Genomic DNA, 18,019 nt, shown 5'->3' with positions numbered 1-18,019 from the left:
GGCGCGATTTTCATGGAAAGCCTGCGAAAGCAGGCTTTCTTCCTGTTCCATCTGACAGGACATTGGATCGCTATTCCTCGGGGGCCAAAATATGGTTTATTTGTCTTCCTTCATCGAGTACAATGTACATAATTTATTCGAAGTACGCTCTATAGCGTAAACATTGCCGCAGCGATAAGGGCTGAACATGCCTGTATACACTGCCGTATTTTATTAGTATGGGTGGCAGGGCGGCTTTGGGCGTGATGCCAATCTATAAGAGGAGGCCTATTGAAATGGGGAAACAATTTCCGTCCATGCTCCCGGAGCATATGGCGTTTATCCGGAAACAGCATCTGTTTTTTGTCGGGACTGCGGCATCGTCGCCTGATGGGCATGTGAATCTGTCGCCGAAGGGGTATGATACCTTTCGCATCCTGTCCGAGAATCAAGTTGCATACCTGGATCTGACCGGGAGCGGGAATGAGACAAGCGCTCATATTGTGGAGAATGGCCGGATTACGGTTATGTTCTGCGCGTTTGAAGGCCCTCCTAACATTTTGCGCCTCTATGGGACCGGAACGGTTCTGCTGCCTGGAGACGAGCGATGGGAAGAGCTGTACAGCCGCTTCGAGCCAATTGCCGGCGCGAGGCAAATTATTGTCGTTGACGTGCACAAGGTACAGACTTCATGCGGTTATGCCGTGCCTTTCATGACTTATGAGAAGGAACGGGACACACTCCAGCGATGGGCGGAGCATAAAGGGGAAGAGGGGCTCGCGAGTTATTGGCAGGAGAAAAACATGCATACCATCGACGGATTGCCAACCCCTCTGGGAAGGAGAATCGGTAAGTAGAACTAGGGAGTTTTTTATTTAACGAATGAACTTGAGCGTCCGGCTGAGCTGAAGGATGTGGCCTCGATCCGCCCATAAAATAAAATAAGGATAAGAGCTGCCTTGAATAACAACCGGCTCCGGATATTTAACGATCAGTGCGGACTGGTTCCCCATTTCGGCGGGCTGATCTGCGGAAGGGAATATATAGCAGGCAGCTTGAGACTGAATGACGGCCGGGATGATCCTCGGATTGCTGCCATAGGGTCTTAAGGGATGAAATGCCTCCGATCTGCACACTTCGTGGATGTCCGCTTCGGACATGATGGCGGATATTTGGAAAAAACCGTCCGGGCCTTCGTATCGCTCATCGGTCACCCGCACCCAATTCATTGGGTAGTAGAATGATACGTTGTACGCTGAATTGCGATATAAGCGGTACGGATGGATAGCCGGTCTTGGCGGTGACCACGCTAAAGCCGTAATTCGTCCTGCATCAACGATTTTAACAGGTGGTAAGGAGGCTGCTGTATCCACGATCCAAATTTGAGATGCAGGCTCTTGTTCGCCGCAGCCCGATAAATAAGCGATGCGACTGCCGTCCGGCGACCAGCTTACCGGCGTTGCGAAGCAGCTTGAGATCGCCAGTGTTCGCTGCTGCCCCCCATTCCGAGCATCGGTCTGGATGTAAGAAATATACTGATTCTGAATCAAATCCGTCGCACTATACGAGATTAGAGAGGAGTCCGGCGACCATGCGGGATAATAGTTTTTGGCCTGCGGACCGCCTTCGAGCTGACGGCGCTCGCCCGTTGCCAGGTTGACAACCGATATCAAGGATATGCTGACTCCCGGCGATGTATAGAGCGCAAACTGCCCGTCAGGGGAAATCCTGACGTCGTGAAGCGGACCTGCGGTATTCTGCGTTAATTGAACCCTGTCTGTGCCAGCTATGTCGGTTCGGAATAGCTGCACGTTTCCCATTTCATCCGGGGCGGCATAGAGGAGCGCTTCCCTGGAAGGAAACCACTGGACATCGGCGGCCCCCTCGTGAACGATCGCAGTGCTGACATGTAAGCGAATGTCGTAGATGACGATCCGGCTGCCCTTTACGTAGGTCAAATACCTGCTGTCCGGCGACCAGCTCAGCAGCGTATAGGGCTCGATCTGATCGATGCGGGCCAGGTTGCCGTCCTGCATATCCAACACAAACACAATACCGTTACGGCCGATGAAGGATACAAAGCGGGTGTCCGGCGACCAGTATGGAATGGAATGCGCTTCGCCCAGATTCTCGGTCAGCCTGAATATGCGGCCGTCTGCAAGCCGGTACATCCAGATGTCGTAAGCCGTGCTCCCAGAAGCTGCCGTAAATAGAATTGCATCTTCCATGTTATTCATCCCTAGGGATCCACCTTTCGTGAACGATGATCCTATAGTGTATTCATTCGTCCGAAATAGGCGAATCGGAAGCCTCGGTTGCGCATTTTATTTCATGCGGATCCATTTTTTCTTTAGTGAGCACCTGGATCCACAGGTATTGATCGAGAAAGATATGGCCTGCATTCCACCGTATATTGTTATTGAAACCCGAAGGGACTAGATCGGCTTCCTCATCCGTAACATCCCTCAGTGCGTCCATAACCGTGCTGCGATAGCTCTCTAACTGTTTGAATAAAATCTCGTGCCGTTTTTTCATCGGTGGGGACCCTTATCTATTCGCAATCATCTTATGCATTTTCAATACCAGCTCCGCATTTCCTTTCCCGAAGAGATTCTAAAAATGAGAAAATTGTTCAGTCGCATCGCAGCTAAGTTTGCTATCATAGTTTCAAAAGATCATGATTATCAACGTTGCAAGCGGGGAGATAAGCAGCATGCATACAAGCGACATTGTCAGGCGAGCCATGGATTATATGGAGGAGTTTCTTGACGAGCCCCTGGATCTGTCCGATATCGCCAAGACGGCTGGGGTCTCGGTAGCCCACCTGTACCGGGTGTTCTACAGCTTGACTGGCCATCCGGTCAAAGAATACATACGCAAACGCAGAACCAGCGAGGCTGCCGGCTTGCTGCGTACAACCGACTTGGGGGCAATGGATATCGCAATCCGATGCGGTTTCGAGACCTATCGAGCTTTCTTGAAGGCATTCAAGCGATACACGGGACTGACACCGACCGAATATCGGGACGCGGAATCCTTCTTCAGCTTCGAACGCCTCCCGCTCGAAGATAGCGGCACCTCCCATGAGAAGCAGGTGTTCGGCCAGCATGCGCATTCGGATATCCGAATTGTCCGGCTGCCGCCTCGAAAAGGAATCGGATACTTGCATGTTTCGGAGCGAGAGGATGGACTGGAAGAAGATGCCCTGAAACGTTTTCGCGCATGCTTGGCCGCAAGGGGACAGGAGCTTTGTGACATGAGTGTATTCGGCTGGAACGTCGATCTTGACGAGGGGAGGCCTTTGTTTGGGTATCAGCTGCTTGCTCCTGATATCCCGTTCGGTCCGGGAGGCATCGTTCATCCGGAGCTAAAGCCCGTTGATCTTCAGGGTGGGGTGTTTGCCAGCTGCAGAGCCCGTGCTTTGTCGGCTGAGCAGATTGTCGAGGACTGGAACAGGCTCTATTCCGGCTGGCTTCCGGGGAGCCGGTTCGAACCAGCCTCGGACCGGCTTTTTGAACAATTTGTGTTCAAGGGAGATCAGATCATGCAGGTGCATCTTTATCTCCCGGTGGTACGCAGCCGGAAGACACAACCCATAGAAATCGTTGAGCTCAAGCCGGTCGACGTCTTGGCGTTTCGGGCCGAAGGGTCCGGGTCGATAATACGTGCCGACCAGGCTGCGATCGAGTGGTTGAAGAGCAGCGGATGGGACGGGGATGACGGCTTCGCAGTGTTTATGAGCTGGCGGAAAGCTACGACAGATGATGAACCATCCGCTTGCGAAGTCTTCATAGCTCTCCCGCAAGGATACAGGCGATCACCAGCGGATAACGGTAGGCTTACCCGGCTTGATGGGGGCTTATACGCATGCTTGGCTTCAGAGGCGGGCGGTACGATGACTGGTGTGCTGGCGGTCTTGAATCGCTGGTTGGAGGCCTCGGCAGACTATAGTCCAGACGCTGGCCGATCTTGGCTCATTCGTTATCTGCCTCAATCGAACGGATCTACGCAGCTCTCTAGTTCTCGCTTCCGATCGTATGCGTTCTGCTGCGTGCCGATAACCCGATCACATGGATAAGGAGAGACGACTATGAATCCGCTGAGGAGAAAAGAACAGGAAATGCCCGAAGGATACCGCCCCTTCAAGGCACCTCGAGTGATGAAATTGCTGAACGGAGGAACTAGTATGAACGGATCTCGGAAAGAAGCGGATGGACTGTCATCCGCCAGCCCGATCATGAATAAAGTAGGGAGCATTTTCGTGCCGGTCCGCGATATCGAACGATCCCGTGCCTGGTACTGCCGCATGCTTGGATTAAATGAAGAGGAATGTTCGATCCTGAACGGTCATTTATGTCCGCTGCCGATGGAGGGGACCGGGATTATCCTGGATACGATGCCAATGTGGAGTGGCGGTCGGGAAGAGGGAGCGCCGCATATCGAGACGCCTGCCTTCATGCTCCTGACGCAAGACTTGCAAGGAGCTTATACGTACATGAAGGAGCTGGGCGCAGAAATCGTAACGGAGATCGAGCACGACCACTGGTTCGTAGTCAAGGATCCGGATGGAAACAAGCTGATGATCTGCAAAGAATAATAAGATTTCGTCCACACAAGAAGATCCCATCAAAGATGAATAAAGCCGGCGGATACCGCCGGCTTATTCGGCATATGCAGAACAGCAATCACATTGCCGACCAGCGGCTTGTTCAGGACGGCGAGAGAATTGCTACATGCCATTGTTTGCACTTTCGATACCGAAACCTCATCTTCTCGTAACCTCTGACGAGCCGTACCCGTTTATAATGTGGTAAATCATATTGGCCAGCGCTTTTCCATCCAAACCGATGGTTTCGCCGGATGGACTCAAATTAGCTTTTATCGCTCCGTTCGAATTCGAATTGTCGGGCGAAATTTGGCTGTACGATCATACCCGGAACAATACGAACAAAATATTGTCATCGGATGACTTTCCTTCTGATCTTTCGCCGAAAAGAGTGTATTGGCTGGATGACGCACATCTGCTGATCTCCACGGGCAATAAATATGGAACCATTCCTTCCACAAGGCAGCTTTTTGTCTATTCGTTGAATAGCGAAAATATGCAGGAGAAATATGCAGTTCAAGAAACGCAGCATATCGCCTCGATTACCCTGCAAGAAGCCTTGATCCAATTAAAGATCGAAACCTATGACAATAATTTTATGGAGATTACGGGTACTCAAAACGTCAATTTCCCAGTTAGTAAATTTCTGGAATAATCCAATATAAATAGCGAAAGGACCTCGCAGGCATTTTATCCCGCAGGTTCTTTTTTTGATGCCGGCCTTAACGCATGTTATGCTGGACTTCCCAAAAGCCGAATTTGGGGATCCGTATAATTTTGCACACGAAACCGTACGAGGTTTGCGCTGTTGTCATGCCTCGCTGCTAACGTATAATTCATTGCAAGCAGGGATACCCGCAATAAGAAAGGAGGGGTCACCATTCTTGATGAACGCAGCATGTCGATCCTGGAGCTTCTGCAGAAAACGGCCGACTACGTTCCGATCCAGGAAATGATGGATACCTTCAACATCTCCAAACGAACGGTTTATTACGATATGGATAAAATCAACGGATGGCTGCGCTTTCAGCAGCTGCCGCCGGTCGCATACGTTCGGGAAACCGGGTACCTGCTGCCTCAGAAAACGCGGTCGGAGCTGCCGAAACGGATGAAAGACGTTCCGGCGACCCACTACTATCTTTCCCGCGAGGAACGCAAGGCATGGCTCGGCCTGCACTTGATCAGCCGCAGCGAGCCGATGTATCTGCATCATATGGAGGAGCTGCTGCAGGTCAGCCGGGGCACCGCCCATTCGGAGCTGAAGGAGCTTCGCAGCGAGTTGAGACGTTTTTGCTTACAGATCGTTTATGAACGCAAACGGGGCTATACCGTGCAGGGGAACGAGAAGGATGTAAGAGCTGCGATATCCTCCTTTTTGAATGATTTGCTTCCCTCCGTCAGCACCGAAGGGATTCGAGTTCGAATCGAGCAGCTGATGACGGAGGAACTGTTCCGCGCATCTGCGATGATGCTGGAAACAGAGCAGTGGTCCGCGGTATATGACATGATCGCATCCGGCGAACGCTTGATCGGTATGGAATTGTCCGATGAGACCATTGCCCATCTGGCGTCCCGGTTAATCCTGTACACGAGCAGATTTCTCCAAGGGCACCCAGTCGAGCTGGATGACGAGGAGAAATCGGCGCTGCTGCAGGTCCCGCAATACCGGGCGGCTCAGGAAATCGCGGGACGCCTGGGGTCATTGGCAGGAGCGGATTTGCCGGAAGATGAGGTGTGTTATATTACGATCCAGCTGCTGACGGGCAAAGTGAACAAGCTCGAGGTCGAACCGGACAGCCAGGAAGCGAGGCGGGTCCGGGAAGCGGTTCGACGGATGATCGAGGCCTTTGAGCATCAGGGCTGCGTTCATTTCCGCAACCGGGCGGAGCTTGAGAAGCCGCTCGTGCTTCATGTGAAGTCATTATATTACCGTGCAAAGTACGGGATCCCGGCAGATAATCCGTTGGCGGAGACGATCATGGTGAAATACCGGGAGATATTCGAGCTGACGAAGCAATCGGCTCAGCCATTGGAAGGGCTGCTGGGCCGTCCGCTGAGCGAGCATGAAATCTCATATCTGACGATGCATTTCGGCGGCTGGATACGCAGTCAAGACATCGTATTGTCGCCCCGGAAGACAGCGGTCATCGTATGCGTTAACGGCATATCCGCTTCCCGGCTGCTCAAGGTTCAGATCGAGCAGCTGCTCCCGTCCGTTGATTTGGTTGCGATCCTGTCGCTGCGGCAATACGAGACGTTTGAACGAAGCGTTGATTTCGTCTTTTCCACAGTCCCGCTTCATGGCAGCAAGGTTCCCGTATTTACCGTTCCGGCGGTTCTGAACGATACCGAGAAGGTTCACTTGCTGAATCAGCTGACCCCTTACATTAAAGGGAACGGCGGACCGCTGCCCGGACCTTCCGCGCAGGCCATCGTCGATCTGGTAGGAAAGCATGTCGAGATTCCCGACAAAGCGCTGCTGCTGGAAGAGATTCAGCGGTATCTGACGGCGGCGAAAAGCATCGCACCCGCAGACTACAAACCAACGCTTGCGGAGCTGCTGCCTGCATCGCGAATACAAATACTCGACAGCGTTTCCGATTGGCGAAGCGCGATTCGTACAGCCGCCGATCCGCTGGTGAAAGAAGGGTGTATCCAGACGCAGTACGTTCAGGCGATGATCGATAACGTCGAGCGGTACGGACCGTACATCGTCACTGCACCAGGAATCGCCATTGCCCATGCGAAGCCGGAGGATGGAGCCTTCCGTCATGCGATGGCGTTGATCAGCATCCGCAGCGGCGTGCCCTTCAGCGATGAATCCAGGCATTTGGTTCACGGACTGTTCGTCATGGTGAGCGCGGACGGCGAGTCGCATCTGAAGGCATTGTCGCAGCTAACGCATCTGCTTAGAGACGACGGCAACCGCATTTTGATGGGACAAGCGGACAGCAAAGAGGATGTGCTGCAGCTCATCCGCAAGTATTCGACGACCTCAGAAGAATGAAGAGACATGAAGGAGGAGCAAGATGCGTTTGTTTGATAAAAGCCTGGTAAATCTCGATATCGAAGTTAAGGATGCGGAGGAGGCCATCCGCGGTGCCGGACAGCTGCTGGTGGACAGCGGCGCGGCGGAGGCATCCTATGTGGAAGCCATGTTGGCGGCCTACCGAGAGAAGGGGCCTTACATCGTGATCGCCCCGCATATTGCGCTTCCCCATGCCAAAGCGGAGAGCGGCGTCCATGAAGCTGCGGTCGCTTTTGCCCGATTGAAGGAGCCGGTCAAGTTCGGCCATGCCGACAATGACCCGGTGGATCTGGTCTTCGCGCTAGGATCATCGTCAAGCTCTGACCATATCAAGCTGCTGCGCACCTTATCCTCGCTCCTGACCGATCCGGCGAATATCGAAGCGATCCGCAGCGCCAAAAGCGCGGAGGAGCTTGAGAATTTATTGAAGTAATCCGTCATGGATATCCGTATCAAACCTAAATTACAGGAGGTAATCGAAATGAAAATCATATGTGTGTGCGGACTAGGACAAGGCACGAGTTTGATTCTGCGAATGAACGTGGAGAATGTGCTGAAAGATCTCGGTGTTCAAGCGGACGTCGAGCATACGGATGTCTCAACGGCTTCAGGGATGTCTGCTGATTTTATCGTGACCAGCAACGAATTGGCGCAAAGTCTGCCGGGCCATTCCGCTACGATTGTCATCGTCAACAATTACTTCGACCTGAACGAAATCAAGGAAAAGCTTCAGGAAGCTCTATAAAAAGTAACGAGGGGGAACGCTCGTGAGTGTTATATCCTGGATTGCAACGAATATTTTCGGGACTCCTGCCGTTCTGCTTGGTTTCATTGTTCTGCTCGGATTATTACTGCAGAAGAAATCGGCAAGCCAGATCGTCAGCGGCACCTTCAAGGCGATTATCGGCTTCTTGATCATCGGCGCAGGATCCGACGTTATTGTGAAAGCACTCAATGTTTTCGAACCGATGTGGAAGGAAGTGTTCGGCCTTAAATCGGAATCGCTAGGGCAGTTTCTGGGCCAGGATTCGTTTAATGCCCAATACGGAAGCGCGATTACGCTGGCGATGCTGGCCGGATTTATGATCAACGTCCTGCTCGCCCGGTTTACCCGGTTCAAGTATATTTACCTGACCGGACATATGATGTTCTGGACCACCACCGTATTTGCGGGCATCGTCGTGCACACGGCAGGCGGGAGCGTCCCGCAATGGAAGCTTGTGCTGTTCCTAGCGGTTATCCTTGGCCTGTACTGGACGTTTCAGCCTGCGCTCACGCAGCCGTTTATGCGAAAAATTACCGGAAACGATAACATCGCGCTTGGGCACAGCTCGGCATCCGTCGCGCTGCTTGCGGCCCTGCTCGGGAAGTGGATCGGCAATAAGGAGAATGATTCGGAGAAGATCAAGGTACCGAAAGGGCTTGAATTCCTAAGGGATTCGAACGTCATCACGGCGCTTAGCATGGGTGTGCTGTTCCTGATTGGCGCGATCATTCTCTCGCTGAAAGGAACGCCTGCTGCACAGGAGCTGATCGCCCAGTCCGGAGAGCAGAACTTTTTGGTCTATTCCATCATGCAATCGTTTACTTTCGCCGGGGGCATCGCGATCGTGCTGCTGGGGGTCCGGATGTTCATCGGCGAGCTGGTGCCGGCTTTTAACGGGATTGCGACGAAGCTCGTGCCTGGCGCGAAACCTGCGCTTGATTCACCGGTGACCTACCCTTATGCCCCGAATGCCGTCGTGCTCGGATTCGTCGGCGCATTCGCCGGTGCGTTAATCTGGCTTGTCGTCCTTGGGAACACGATGTCGTATATCTTTGTTCCGACGATGATCGTCCTGTTCTTCCATGGCGCCACCGCCGGCGTGTTCGGCAATTCGACAGGAGGCGTCCGCGGAGCGCTGCTAGGCGGATTCATCACATCTACCGTCGTGGCATGGGGTCAATTCATCATGGTGCGATTCCTGATCTCGACCACCATCCCGGATACGGCCATGTGGGCCGCCGATTCGGATATGTTTATCCTCGGACCGATCATCCGCTTCTTGTCGGAGCTGTTGTTCTGAATCGGCGTGCCGATCTTCCTGATCGGAATCAATTATGGAGAAGAAAGGGGAACACAACATGAGCTTTATACGAACGCTTGACGCGGATATTCCCAAAGAAGAACTAGGCTTCACCTATTCTCACGAGCATATCGTGTGCCGCCCTGCCTACTGGTCCGAGCGGGGGGAGGATGATCTCCTGCTCGATGACCCGGCTAAATCCAAACAGGATGTCCTTGATTTCAAAAAGCACGGGGGACAGACGATTGTAGACGCCACGGCCGTCGATTACGGACGTGACGTGCCTGCCGTCCACGACATCATGGAACAAACGGGCGTCCGGATCATCGGGACGGCAGGCTTTAACAAGAGCTTCCTCTGGGATGCGTCTATCAAGGAAGAGCTCAAGCCGATCATCGGTAATTACCGTACGTACTATGAATGGATTGAGAGTGCTACCATCAATGAATTGGCTGATTTCGTCATCCGGGAAGTGGAAGAAGGTCTGGAAGGAACGCCGTTTCGCGCCGGTCAGGTGAAATTCGGAACCGGATATAACCGGATAACCCCGCTCGAGGAGAAGACGCTGCGCGCGGTAGCCCGGGCCCATCATGAGACGAAGGCTCCGGTTCATTCCCACACCGAAGTCGGCACGATGGCTTTGGAGCAGATCGAGCTGCTGCGAAGCGAGAACATGGACCTGAGTTACTTAAGCCTCGGTCATATGGATCGTAATCCGGATCCGTATTATCATGAACAGATTGCAAGAACAGGGGCCTACTTGTCGTTCGATGGCATCGGCAAAATCAAATACGCTCCAGAGAGCACCCGGATCGAGCTCATTCTGGAGCTTGTCCGCAAAGGATACGCCGGTCAAATTCTGATCAGCGGGGATACCGCCCGCAAATCGTATTACAAGCACTATGACCACGGTCCCGGATTGGAGTTCATCATTGCCAAATGGGTGCCGCGATTCATCGATGAGGCCGAGCGGGCGGGGTTTGACGGACAGGAGCTGATCCGCCGGTTTTTCGTCGATAATCCGGCAAACTGCTTCGCTTTTAAGCGATAGGGGGATTTGGATGGATTATCAACAGCAGAATGCTTACGACATCGGCGAGCTGATTAAACGCAAGGGCTGCGCGATATTGCCGGTCGGCGCCGTTGAGGCGCATGGACCCCATCTGCCGCTAGGAACGGATAATCTGCTGGCGGAGCGTCTGGCCGAGCGTCTGGCAGAACTTACGGACAGCCTGGCGCTGCCGACGCTGCCTTACGGGCAGGTTTGGAGTCTTCAGCATTTCCCCGGCAGCCTGAGCGTATCCAATGAAGCGCTGATCCGAATCCTCTATGATATCGGCGAGAGTCTGGTACGGCAAGGCTTCCGAATTTTTGTCATGCTGAACGGACACCTCGGGAACATGCCCGCATTAAAAGACGCCGCCCGAATGCTGTACAATGATCACCCTGAATTGAAAGTCTATTATTTCTTCTATCCGGGTACCGGAGAGGCCATATCCAGGATTCGCGAGACGCCGTCCACCCACGCATCGTATTTTCACGCATGCGAGCTTGAGACCTCCTACATGCTCTATCTTGCCGAAGAATATGTCGACATGGACAAGGCGATCCGGGATATACCCCAAATCGGGCTTGAAGCCGATTGCACCCCAACACCATGGGAAACCTTCACCTCTTCGGCTGTTTTGGGCGATGCGACGCTGGCTACGAAAGAGAAGGGAGAGCAAGTGATCGAGGCGTCGCTGGCCGCGATGACCGCCATGATCCTTGGGGCGAAGCAGCGGCTTCAACAGCGCAGGGAAGCTTAATGGAGCTGCTCGGTGCCTTTATGAAGGGGGCGGCTTTAACAGGCTTCATCAAAAAAGGGAGTATGTTTTCGATTAATCGAAAACATACTCCCTTAGCGCTTACGAGCGGCCTGCTTCGTTTTGCTGCTTCAGCAGATCGCGGATTTCGGTTAGCAGCACCTCTTCCTTGGATGGAGCAGGAGGCTCGTCCGGTTTGGCTTCTTCTTTTCGCTTGAAGCGGTTGAGGGTTCGAATGAACATGAAAATCGAGAAAGATACGATCAGAAAGTCCACGACCGTCTGCAGGAATATCCCGTACGTAATCGTTGCGTCTCCAAGGGTTGTCTTCAACCCGGATAAATCAACGCCGCCGATCAGCAAGCCGATCAGCGGCATGATAATGTCGCTAACCAGCGAGGATACGATTTTACCAAAGGCGGCACCGATGATGACCCCGATGGCCAGATCCAATACGTTCCCCTTCAGCGCAAAGGCTTTAAATTCTTTTAACAGATTCATAATTAATCACCTGCTTTCCTTCTTTAGATGAAATAGCGTTCATCCATGCGCTGAAATTCTCTGACCCTAGCATCAGATCTATGTACGGGGAATCGAGATTATCCTTATCTGATATGTGCTTGGTTTCAGAAGTTTTGCGCTGTTCAAACGCCAGCCGTTCGATGATCGGACCTATTTCGAGAGAAGAATGCCCCTTACGAAATGTCCTTCATCATGGTAGCGTCAAGATTTCGGTTCGTCAATCTTTTTTCTTTCAACAACCATAGACACAAATAGACAAGTTCACACCCTTGATGACGATTCTCGCCAAACGGAACAAGGGGCGCCCTCCAGATCCGAGATCATGCGGGACACCCCAAATTATTTACGCAAAACCGTCAAGGCTTAGCGTTCTTCCAGTATTCGTAAGCATGAACCACATTGCCGGCGTAAGCAGGGGAATCCTGCAGCAATTCAGGCAGCTTTGCCAGCTCTTCTTCCATGTAGGCCGCGCCTTCTTCATAGAAGGTGATATGGTTGCCTTCATGGCTTGCTTTCATTTCTACAGAGAGGATGATCGGCTTTCCAAGCTCATTAGCAAATCCGATTTCCTCTTTGGAGACGCTGACGATCCCGTTCGAGCCTGCTGCGGTGTCACGGAAGGCCATCAACGATACATGATCCATCCGGTCGATCATCCATTTGCTGAGGGATATGTCTGAGCCGGGAGCCTTGTGCTTGTCAAGCCAGACGGCCATATCCATGCTGGCTTCAAGGCTGGAGTCCTTCTTCAGCTCGCTTACGAAGGCGTCCAAATTGGACGTCCATTCCGCAATAACCCGGTCCGAATCGGCCCACCAGGCGGGCAGGACATACGGCTCGATATCCAGATGAATGCCATGGAATCGTTCATCGCCGGCAACGGAGCGGTTATATTCTTTTACATAGTTCACCAGTTTCATCATCCGTGGACGGTTCTCCTGCAGCGCCCATATCGGATGGCCGCCCATGGCATGTACTTCAATGCCTGCTGCGGAGGCTTGTTTGACAAAGGAAGAATACGATTCGAACGGCTGTTCCAAATCCAACCTTACATACAGCCAATTCAGTTTCTTCTCCTTGGCAAACGCCAAAATGCCTTGACCGTCTTCAACCACGTCACGCGCTTCCCAAATATAGGTGCCTCTTACCCGGGAATCCCGCTCAATCGGGTCCGCATCCGGAACCGTCCCGCCGCCACCAGGATCAGGGGTTGTAGGAGGGGTCGGATTCGGCGCAGGGTTCTCTCCGTTAGGGGGTGTAGCCCCGTCACCGCCTGTCGGCATGTCCCTCCAGCTGCGGGCATCGTGGACAGCCAGTCCCGCGAATGAGCTGTAAGAGCTCAGATCGGCGGATAATTGTTCCAATGTGCTGGACAGATATTCCCGGCCAAGTCCATGGAATGTCGTGTGGGCTTCGCCGGGCATCTCCTTCGTATTCACCGCCACTACGACCCGCTTTCCGAGCCGATCCGCCAGCTCGAGCTCAGCCTGGGTCAGGGACCGGATTCCATGCTCGGAATCCAACTGGTTCCGGTAAGACATAACGGTGACATGGTCAAAGGATCCCATGAGCCATTCATTGATCGGAGTGCCGTCTTCCAGGGTGTATGAATCAAACCAGAAGGGGATATCGATCCCTAGCTCTAGCCCGCTTCCCGAGATACGGCTAAGAAAAGCGCTTATATTGCTCTTCCAGGATGATATAACCTCTTCCTGACGAATTTCCCATTCGGGCAGCACGTAGGGCTCGATATCAAGATGGAGCCCGTCAAACCGGCCGTTCTCCGGCACGCCTGCGTTATAGTCATTCACCCAATCGGCAAGGCCCAGCATATCCGGCAAATGCTTCTCAAGCGCCCACCCCGGATCGCCCCCCAGCGCGTGGACTGCAATATTAGCCGCATGGGCCTTCTCGACAAAGGTTTGATAAATCTCTGCAGACATTTGACGATTAATTTGCAAATAGATCAGGTTAATGCCTTCCTCATGCGAATAATCAAGGAGCTCTTCACCGCCATCCTTGATCCATTCGGTCTGCCATACCCAGGTAGCTTTCACCTTGGCCTGCTCTGCATATGCCGGTGTCTGCAACCCTACCAGAAGCAGTGCCATTAGAAGGCCGGCAAGCTTCTGGCATGCTCGTACATTCATAGTTTCCCTCCATTCCTCCAAAACTCTTTCTTTGTAAACGGGGTTATTATATCACTGATGATTTGGAAAGGGATGAGCCCTTGTTCTTACAGGACTCTGCCTATCGCACAATCAGGAATATACGTTCGGGTAACATGGAACTAGTCCCTGATTAAAGTGAAATAACGCTGAAAGAGAAAATTGATAAAACTGGAAAATTTGAGGCTAACCGCTCAGGTAAAAAGTTACGGGGCCAGAGTCCGTCCTTAACCATGCGTCATGGTTTCCGCTGTTCGCCGTTAAAAGGTCCTAGAGTCCAACCCGGGGAAGATTAAATCCGAATGTGTTTATGTATTTCTATCCATTTAGCAAATTCCACAAGCCGAATGCCCGCTGTTTGGAATACTGCGCAGGTTCGAAATTGCAACGGGTGCGAAAAATCACAGATGGTGGAAATACGCTCCTTTACGAAAAAAAGAAGGCATTCATATACTAAAGGTGCCTATAGCTGCTTCTAGGTTGGTGATGGAGGAGCTGAACCGATGCAGCCCCAGCAACTCATCTTGGAAGGCGAATGGCGGGACGTCCAATAGATTACCGATCATGACGGTCGTGATGGTGAAGGTCGTGATCACGAAGGGGGGGAAGAGGCGAAATCGAATCCAACGGTTTGACATTGAAATTGGACGCGTTACACGCGGATTACGGCACGAGGAGGGGGATAGCGAGCTTATAAGTTCAATTTTGCTGACGAACGGATGTAAAGCGCTTTCACAAAAGACAAGAAACGGGGGATCTCATTTATGCAAAAAAGGGTCGTTTACGCAAAAAAGAGCTTGGTTTTCATGCTTGCGCTCATGCTGGTTCTCGTATCGCAATGGTGGCTCGCCGCTCCAGCGGATGCACGGGTGGACAAAGCATTCGGCGAACCGGTAACCATCGGTTCCCCGATTGAGAATGTAGCCATTTTTGATGCAGCTTTCGGCAAAGAAGATGGCAGGGATGTCATGTATACGACGGTAACGGGCAAGCCGGCCATTTTCCAGGTTGTTGATCTGGTCAGCAGGGAGGTGCTGCGCAAATACAGACTGGAAGGAACCGAGAGCTCCTGGACTCATGTAACCCTGCCGGACGGTACAGTCTATATTGGCGGTAACGGCAAGCTGTATACGTATTCGCCGGCAACGAAAGAGCTGCGCGATCTGGGCGGGATCGGAGAGAGCGTTGTTTATGGGCTGACATATGACGAGCAGGGCAGGGTCTATTTCGGTTCTTATCCGAATGCCAAGGTAGGCCGCTATGATCCCTCCACCGGCGAGATGAGAGATTACGGCAGCGTGATGCCTGGCCAGAGCTATACCCGGGCCACGGCCTACCATAACGGATACTTGTATGCTGGGATCGGCATTCAGGGAAGCCTTGTGAAAGTGAACGTGGAAACGGGGGAGAAAGAGCCTATTCCGCTGCCGACATACGGCGGTGCGGTGCAGACTGCGCAAGTGTATCAGCTTGATGCTGCCGGCAAGTATATCGTAGCCGGCTTGAGCGGAGGGAATAACGCACTGCTGTTCTATGACACGGAAGCCGGAGCTTGGAGCGACACCTATTTTCTGGACAATAAGGGGATTCGCTTATCGTATGGCGAGCCGGGCAGCAATAAGGTGTATTTCGTACAGAACAACCGATTGATGGAGCTGGATCTCATCTCGATGGAGGCGGTCGACACCGGAATCGAATATACCACCTATCTTCGCAATACCGCTTGGATCGAGATGCCGAATGATCCGGATCTCCCGGGAAAATCGCTTGCGACCGTCATGTGGTCGGGGGCGGTTGCTTATATGAATTTGGAGACGAAGAAGGTCAAGTCGGTTACCTACCCGTTCTCTGGTAATCCGATTCCGATCCAAACGCTGGAGAAAGGGCCCGACGGCAAGCTGTACATGAGCGGCTATCCTGGAGGAAAAGGGGCTTCATATTCCCCGATCACCGGCGAAATCGAGACCTTTTCCTTAGGTCAGGCCGAAGGCATGGCTGCACTTGGTGACAAAATGTACTTCGGTCTCTATCCGGGAGGCCGCATTTGGGAGCTGGACGTCAATCAGCCGATCCAGGATGGGGTGAATCCGAAAGAGATTTATAAAATTCCCCACCAGGACAGGCCGTTCATCATGACGCCTGGCGATGGCAAGCTGTTTATCGGCACAATTCCTGACTACGGCGAACTGGGAGGCTCGCTGACCGTGTATGATCCTTCGCTCGGGCCTGAGCAAGGGTTTACCGTCTATGAAGATGTCGTGCACAACCAATCGATTGTCGGCCTTGCCGTCCGCAACGGGAAGCTGTATGGTTCGACTACCGTGGCCGGCGGGCTTGGCATCGATCCGACGGAGACGGCAGCCAAAATATTTGTGTGGGATATCGCCAGCGGTAAAAAGCTTCAGGAATTCGTTCCTTCGATCCCGGGCGCAACCGTTCAACCAGGGATGATCAGCGGACTCAGCATCGGCCCTGACGGATTGCTGTGGGCAGCGGCGGACGGATTGATCTTTGCCATGGACCCGGAGACGATGGACATCGTGAAGAGCGCGAATATTTATCCGTCCGTATCCAATTATGGAAGATGGCGCCCGGTACACATCCGGTGGGGCGAAGACGGTTATATGTACACCACGCTTGCGGGCAGGATTACCGTGATCGATCCGAACGAGCCGGAAGCGGCGATTACGCTGTCGACAACGCCATTGATGACGCTTGGTGATGACGGGCATATCTATTATTCTGATGATACATTGCTTAAAAAAATCGAAGTGACGAAGGGCAGCGGAGCCGTTCACATTCCGATCGAGATCCCTCTCTTGAACGGAAGCTTTGACCAACCTGCAGAGAACGGCGTGATTCCGGGCTGGAGTTCCTTGTTCAATTTAACGCCGAACGTGTCTTTCGGATTAAGCAATGAGCAGAGCGTAAGCGGCCCGAGCAGCTTGTACATCACGGATGCTTCCGCGACGGAAACGGTGGCCGTTGCATCCGATTCCGTTCCCGTGAAGCCCGGGACGGCGTATACGGCGAGATTCCAGGTTTACCTTAAGGAAGGACGCACCCTTGCATCAATGAACTACTATGATGCCAACCATAAGCAAGTGGGCGGGACCTCGCTTCAAATTACAGCAGGCAGCGGCAAATGGCAGCAGCTTGAGATGAGCGCCGTCGCTCCGGAGAATGCAGCTTACGTAAGATTGGTCTTGTTCTGCTCCCAGCTGTGGACGACGAAGGCGTATTATGATGATGCATCCATATCCTATACGGAGACAGTCACGCCGGATCAGCTGCCGGATTGGCTGGAGTCCCAAATCGACCAAGGGAAGGTTCGACACCCGCTCGCGCAGCAGCTTACAAATGCAATTCGGCAAGCGCATTTCCACTATGGGGAGGGACGCCTCGAACAAGCCGTTCATCAGTTGGAAAATGCGCTGAAGCATCTGGAACGCTCGGGGGAGGAGGACATCCAGGCAAATGCCCGGAATGGGATCCAAAGCGTAATCCGCGCGTTCATCCAGTCCTGGCAATGAAATAGTTATAAGAATTCATTTTATTTGGTCCATGAAGAGAGAGCTGGAAATTAACCCTTTCCATGCTCTCTTTTTTGTGCGAATGGATCGTATGGGTGCTCATTTCAGGCATTTGCCCAGAATTTCGTCTAGCGTTTATACTAAGAAGGTGAGTTGAAGAGTATAATATATGATCTGATACAAGTAATAACCAAGAAGCTGTCCAGGATCGGCAATGGAACGCTAGCCCTTATTCCGATTGTTGCTTGTCAAAGGTCCCGCACGGCATTTACAGTCATAAGTGGACAAGCACAAGTGCGAGCCTGCAAAACG

15 protein-coding genes are annotated in these 18,019 nt (G+C 52.6%); 11 read left to right on the top strand and 4 right to left on the bottom strand.

The window, feature by feature from the left end:
- Positions 1 to 275: 275 nt before the first annotated feature.
- On the top strand, positions 276 to 836 hold the full coding sequence (locus NST44_RS23135; protein WP_007130310.1) for a pyridoxamine 5'-phosphate oxidase family protein: 561 nt from the start codon (positions 276 to 278) through the stop codon (positions 834 to 836).
- Positions 837 to 854: 18 nt separating this feature from the next.
- Here the strand turns inward: NST44_RS23135 and NST44_RS23130 are convergent, their stop codons facing one another.
- Both NST44_RS23130 and NST44_RS23125 read right to left on the bottom strand, forming a co-directional pair.
- Positions 855 to 2,216 carry a TolB family protein gene (locus tag NST44_RS23130; protein WP_340900696.1) on the bottom strand — a complete coding sequence of 454 codons (1,362 nt, stop codon included), beginning with the start codon at positions 2,214 to 2,216 and terminating at the stop codon, positions 855 to 857.
- A 43-nt stretch (positions 2,217 to 2,259) separates the two neighbouring features.
- Positions 2,260 to 2,514, bottom strand: a complete 255-nt coding sequence (locus tag NST44_RS23125; RefSeq protein WP_213613848.1) for a DinB family protein — start codon at positions 2,512 to 2,514, stop codon at positions 2,260 to 2,262.
- A 178-nt stretch (positions 2,515 to 2,692) separates the two neighbouring features.
- Here NST44_RS23125 and NST44_RS23120 point away from each other — a divergent pair, with 178 nt between their 5' ends.
- The 9 genes from NST44_RS23120 (at position 2,693) to NST44_RS23080 (ending at position 11,487) form a co-directional block, all read left to right on the top strand.
- A complete protein-coding gene (locus tag NST44_RS23120; protein ID WP_340900695.1) occupies positions 2,693 to 4,057 on the top strand; it encodes a helix-turn-helix domain-containing protein in 1,365 nt (454 codons plus the stop codon).
- A 108-nt stretch (positions 4,058 to 4,165) separates the two neighbouring features.
- Positions 4,166 to 4,576 (top strand): VOC family protein, encoded by a 411-nt coding sequence (locus NST44_RS23115; protein WP_050954036.1) that lies wholly within the window; start codon positions 4,166 to 4,168, stop codon positions 4,574 to 4,576.
- A 223-nt stretch (positions 4,577 to 4,799) separates the two neighbouring features.
- Positions 4,800 to 5,240, top strand: coding sequence for a DUF4652 domain-containing protein (locus tag NST44_RS23110; RefSeq protein ID WP_040738708.1), 441 nt, complete (start codon positions 4,800 to 4,802; stop codon positions 5,238 to 5,240).
- A 243-nt stretch (positions 5,241 to 5,483) separates the two neighbouring features.
- Positions 5,484 to 7,592 (top strand): BglG family transcription antiterminator, encoded by a 2,109-nt coding sequence (locus tag NST44_RS23105; RefSeq protein WP_007130304.1) that lies wholly within the window; start codon positions 5,484 to 5,486, stop codon positions 7,590 to 7,592.
- 22 nt (positions 7,593 to 7,614) lie between these two features.
- Positions 7,615 to 8,046, top strand: a complete 432-nt coding sequence (locus NST44_RS23100) for a PTS sugar transporter subunit IIA (protein ID WP_007130303.1) — start codon at positions 7,615 to 7,617, stop codon at positions 8,044 to 8,046.
- A 48-nt stretch (positions 8,047 to 8,094) separates the two neighbouring features.
- On the top strand, positions 8,095 to 8,358 hold the full coding sequence (locus NST44_RS23095) for a PTS sugar transporter subunit IIB (protein ID WP_007130302.1): 264 nt from the start codon (positions 8,095 to 8,097) through the stop codon (positions 8,356 to 8,358).
- Positions 8,359 to 8,380: 22 nt separating this feature from the next.
- Complete coding sequence (locus NST44_RS23090) at positions 8,381 to 9,679, top strand: PTS ascorbate transporter subunit IIC (protein WP_007130301.1); 1,299 nt, start codon at positions 8,381 to 8,383, stop codon at positions 9,677 to 9,679.
- 58 nt (positions 9,680 to 9,737) lie between these two features.
- Positions 9,738 to 10,730 (top strand): phosphotriesterase family protein, encoded by a 993-nt coding sequence (locus NST44_RS23085; RefSeq protein ID WP_340900693.1) that lies wholly within the window; start codon positions 9,738 to 9,740, stop codon positions 10,728 to 10,730.
- Positions 10,731 to 10,740: 10 nt separating this feature from the next.
- Positions 10,741 to 11,487 carry a creatininase family protein gene (locus NST44_RS23080; protein ID WP_007130299.1) on the top strand — a complete coding sequence of 249 codons (747 nt, stop codon included), beginning with the start codon at positions 10,741 to 10,743 and terminating at the stop codon, positions 11,485 to 11,487.
- A gap of 99 nt (positions 11,488 to 11,586) precedes the next feature.
- On the opposite strand, the gene mscL is transcribed toward NST44_RS23080, so the two are convergent.
- Together mscL and NST44_RS23070 are read right to left on the bottom strand one after the other, a co-directional pair.
- Complete coding sequence (gene mscL, locus NST44_RS23075; protein ID WP_007130298.1) at positions 11,587 to 11,985, bottom strand: large conductance mechanosensitive channel protein MscL; 399 nt, start codon at positions 11,983 to 11,985, stop codon at positions 11,587 to 11,589.
- A 377-nt stretch (positions 11,986 to 12,362) separates the two neighbouring features.
- Positions 12,363 to 14,156 (bottom strand): hypothetical protein, encoded by a 1,794-nt coding sequence (locus NST44_RS23070; RefSeq protein ID WP_340900690.1) that lies wholly within the window; start codon positions 14,154 to 14,156, stop codon positions 12,363 to 12,365.
- 824 nt (positions 14,157 to 14,980) lie between these two features.
- On the opposite strand from NST44_RS23070, the gene NST44_RS23065 reads away from it, so the two are divergent.
- The gene (locus tag NST44_RS23065; RefSeq protein ID WP_251535180.1) at positions 14,981 to 17,707 is read left to right on the top strand and encodes an FIMAH domain-containing protein; all 2,727 of its coding nucleotides are present in this window, start codon (positions 14,981 to 14,983) and stop codon (positions 17,705 to 17,707) included.
- Positions 17,708 to 18,019 lie beyond the last annotated feature (312 nt).

Origin of the sequence: Paenibacillus sp. FSL W8-0919 (assembly GCF_038003785.1) — a bacterium.
Lineage (GTDB): Bacteria > Bacillota > Bacilli > Paenibacillales > Paenibacillaceae > Paenibacillus_AQ > Paenibacillus_AQ lactis.
This window is presented reverse-complemented; position numbering and strand designations above follow the sequence as displayed.

What these genes read in the sequence shown, in the direction of transcription:
- NST44_RS23135 (WP_007130310.1), top strand. Translation starts at nt 276, where the DNA reads ATGGGGAAACAATTTCCGTCCATGCTCCCGGAGCATATGGCGTTTATC.
- NST44_RS23130 (WP_340900696.1), bottom strand. Translation starts at nt 2,216, where the DNA reads ATGAATAACATGGAAGATGCAATTCTATTTACGGCAGCTTCTGGGAGC.
- NST44_RS23125 (WP_213613848.1), bottom strand. Translation starts at nt 2,514, where the DNA reads ATGAAAAAACGGCACGAGATTTTATTCAAACAGTTAGAGAGCTATCGC.
- NST44_RS23120 (WP_340900695.1), top strand. Translation starts at nt 2,693, where the DNA reads ATGCATACAAGCGACATTGTCAGGCGAGCCATGGATTATATGGAGGAG.
- NST44_RS23115 (WP_050954036.1), top strand. Translation starts at nt 4,166, where the DNA reads ATGAACGGATCTCGGAAAGAAGCGGATGGACTGTCATCCGCCAGCCCG.
- NST44_RS23105 (WP_007130304.1), top strand. Translation starts at nt 5,484, where the DNA reads ATGTCGATCCTGGAGCTTCTGCAGAAAACGGCCGACTACGTTCCGATC.
- NST44_RS23100 (WP_007130303.1), top strand. Translation starts at nt 7,615, where the DNA reads ATGCGTTTGTTTGATAAAAGCCTGGTAAATCTCGATATCGAAGTTAAG.
- NST44_RS23095 (WP_007130302.1), top strand. Translation starts at nt 8,095, where the DNA reads ATGAAAATCATATGTGTGTGCGGACTAGGACAAGGCACGAGTTTGATT.
- NST44_RS23085 (WP_340900693.1), top strand. Translation starts at nt 9,738, where the DNA reads ATGAGCTTTATACGAACGCTTGACGCGGATATTCCCAAAGAAGAACTA.
- NST44_RS23080 (WP_007130299.1), top strand. Translation starts at nt 10,741, where the DNA reads ATGGATTATCAACAGCAGAATGCTTACGACATCGGCGAGCTGATTAAA.
- mscL (WP_007130298.1), bottom strand. Translation starts at nt 11,985, where the DNA reads ATGAATCTGTTAAAAGAATTTAAAGCCTTTGCGCTGAAGGGGAACGTA.
- NST44_RS23070 (WP_340900690.1), bottom strand. Translation starts at nt 14,156, where the DNA reads ATGAATGTACGAGCATGCCAGAAGCTTGCCGGCCTTCTAATGGCACTG.
- NST44_RS23065 (WP_251535180.1), top strand. Translation starts at nt 14,981, where the DNA reads ATGCTTGCGCTCATGCTGGTTCTCGTATCGCAATGGTGGCTCGCCGCT.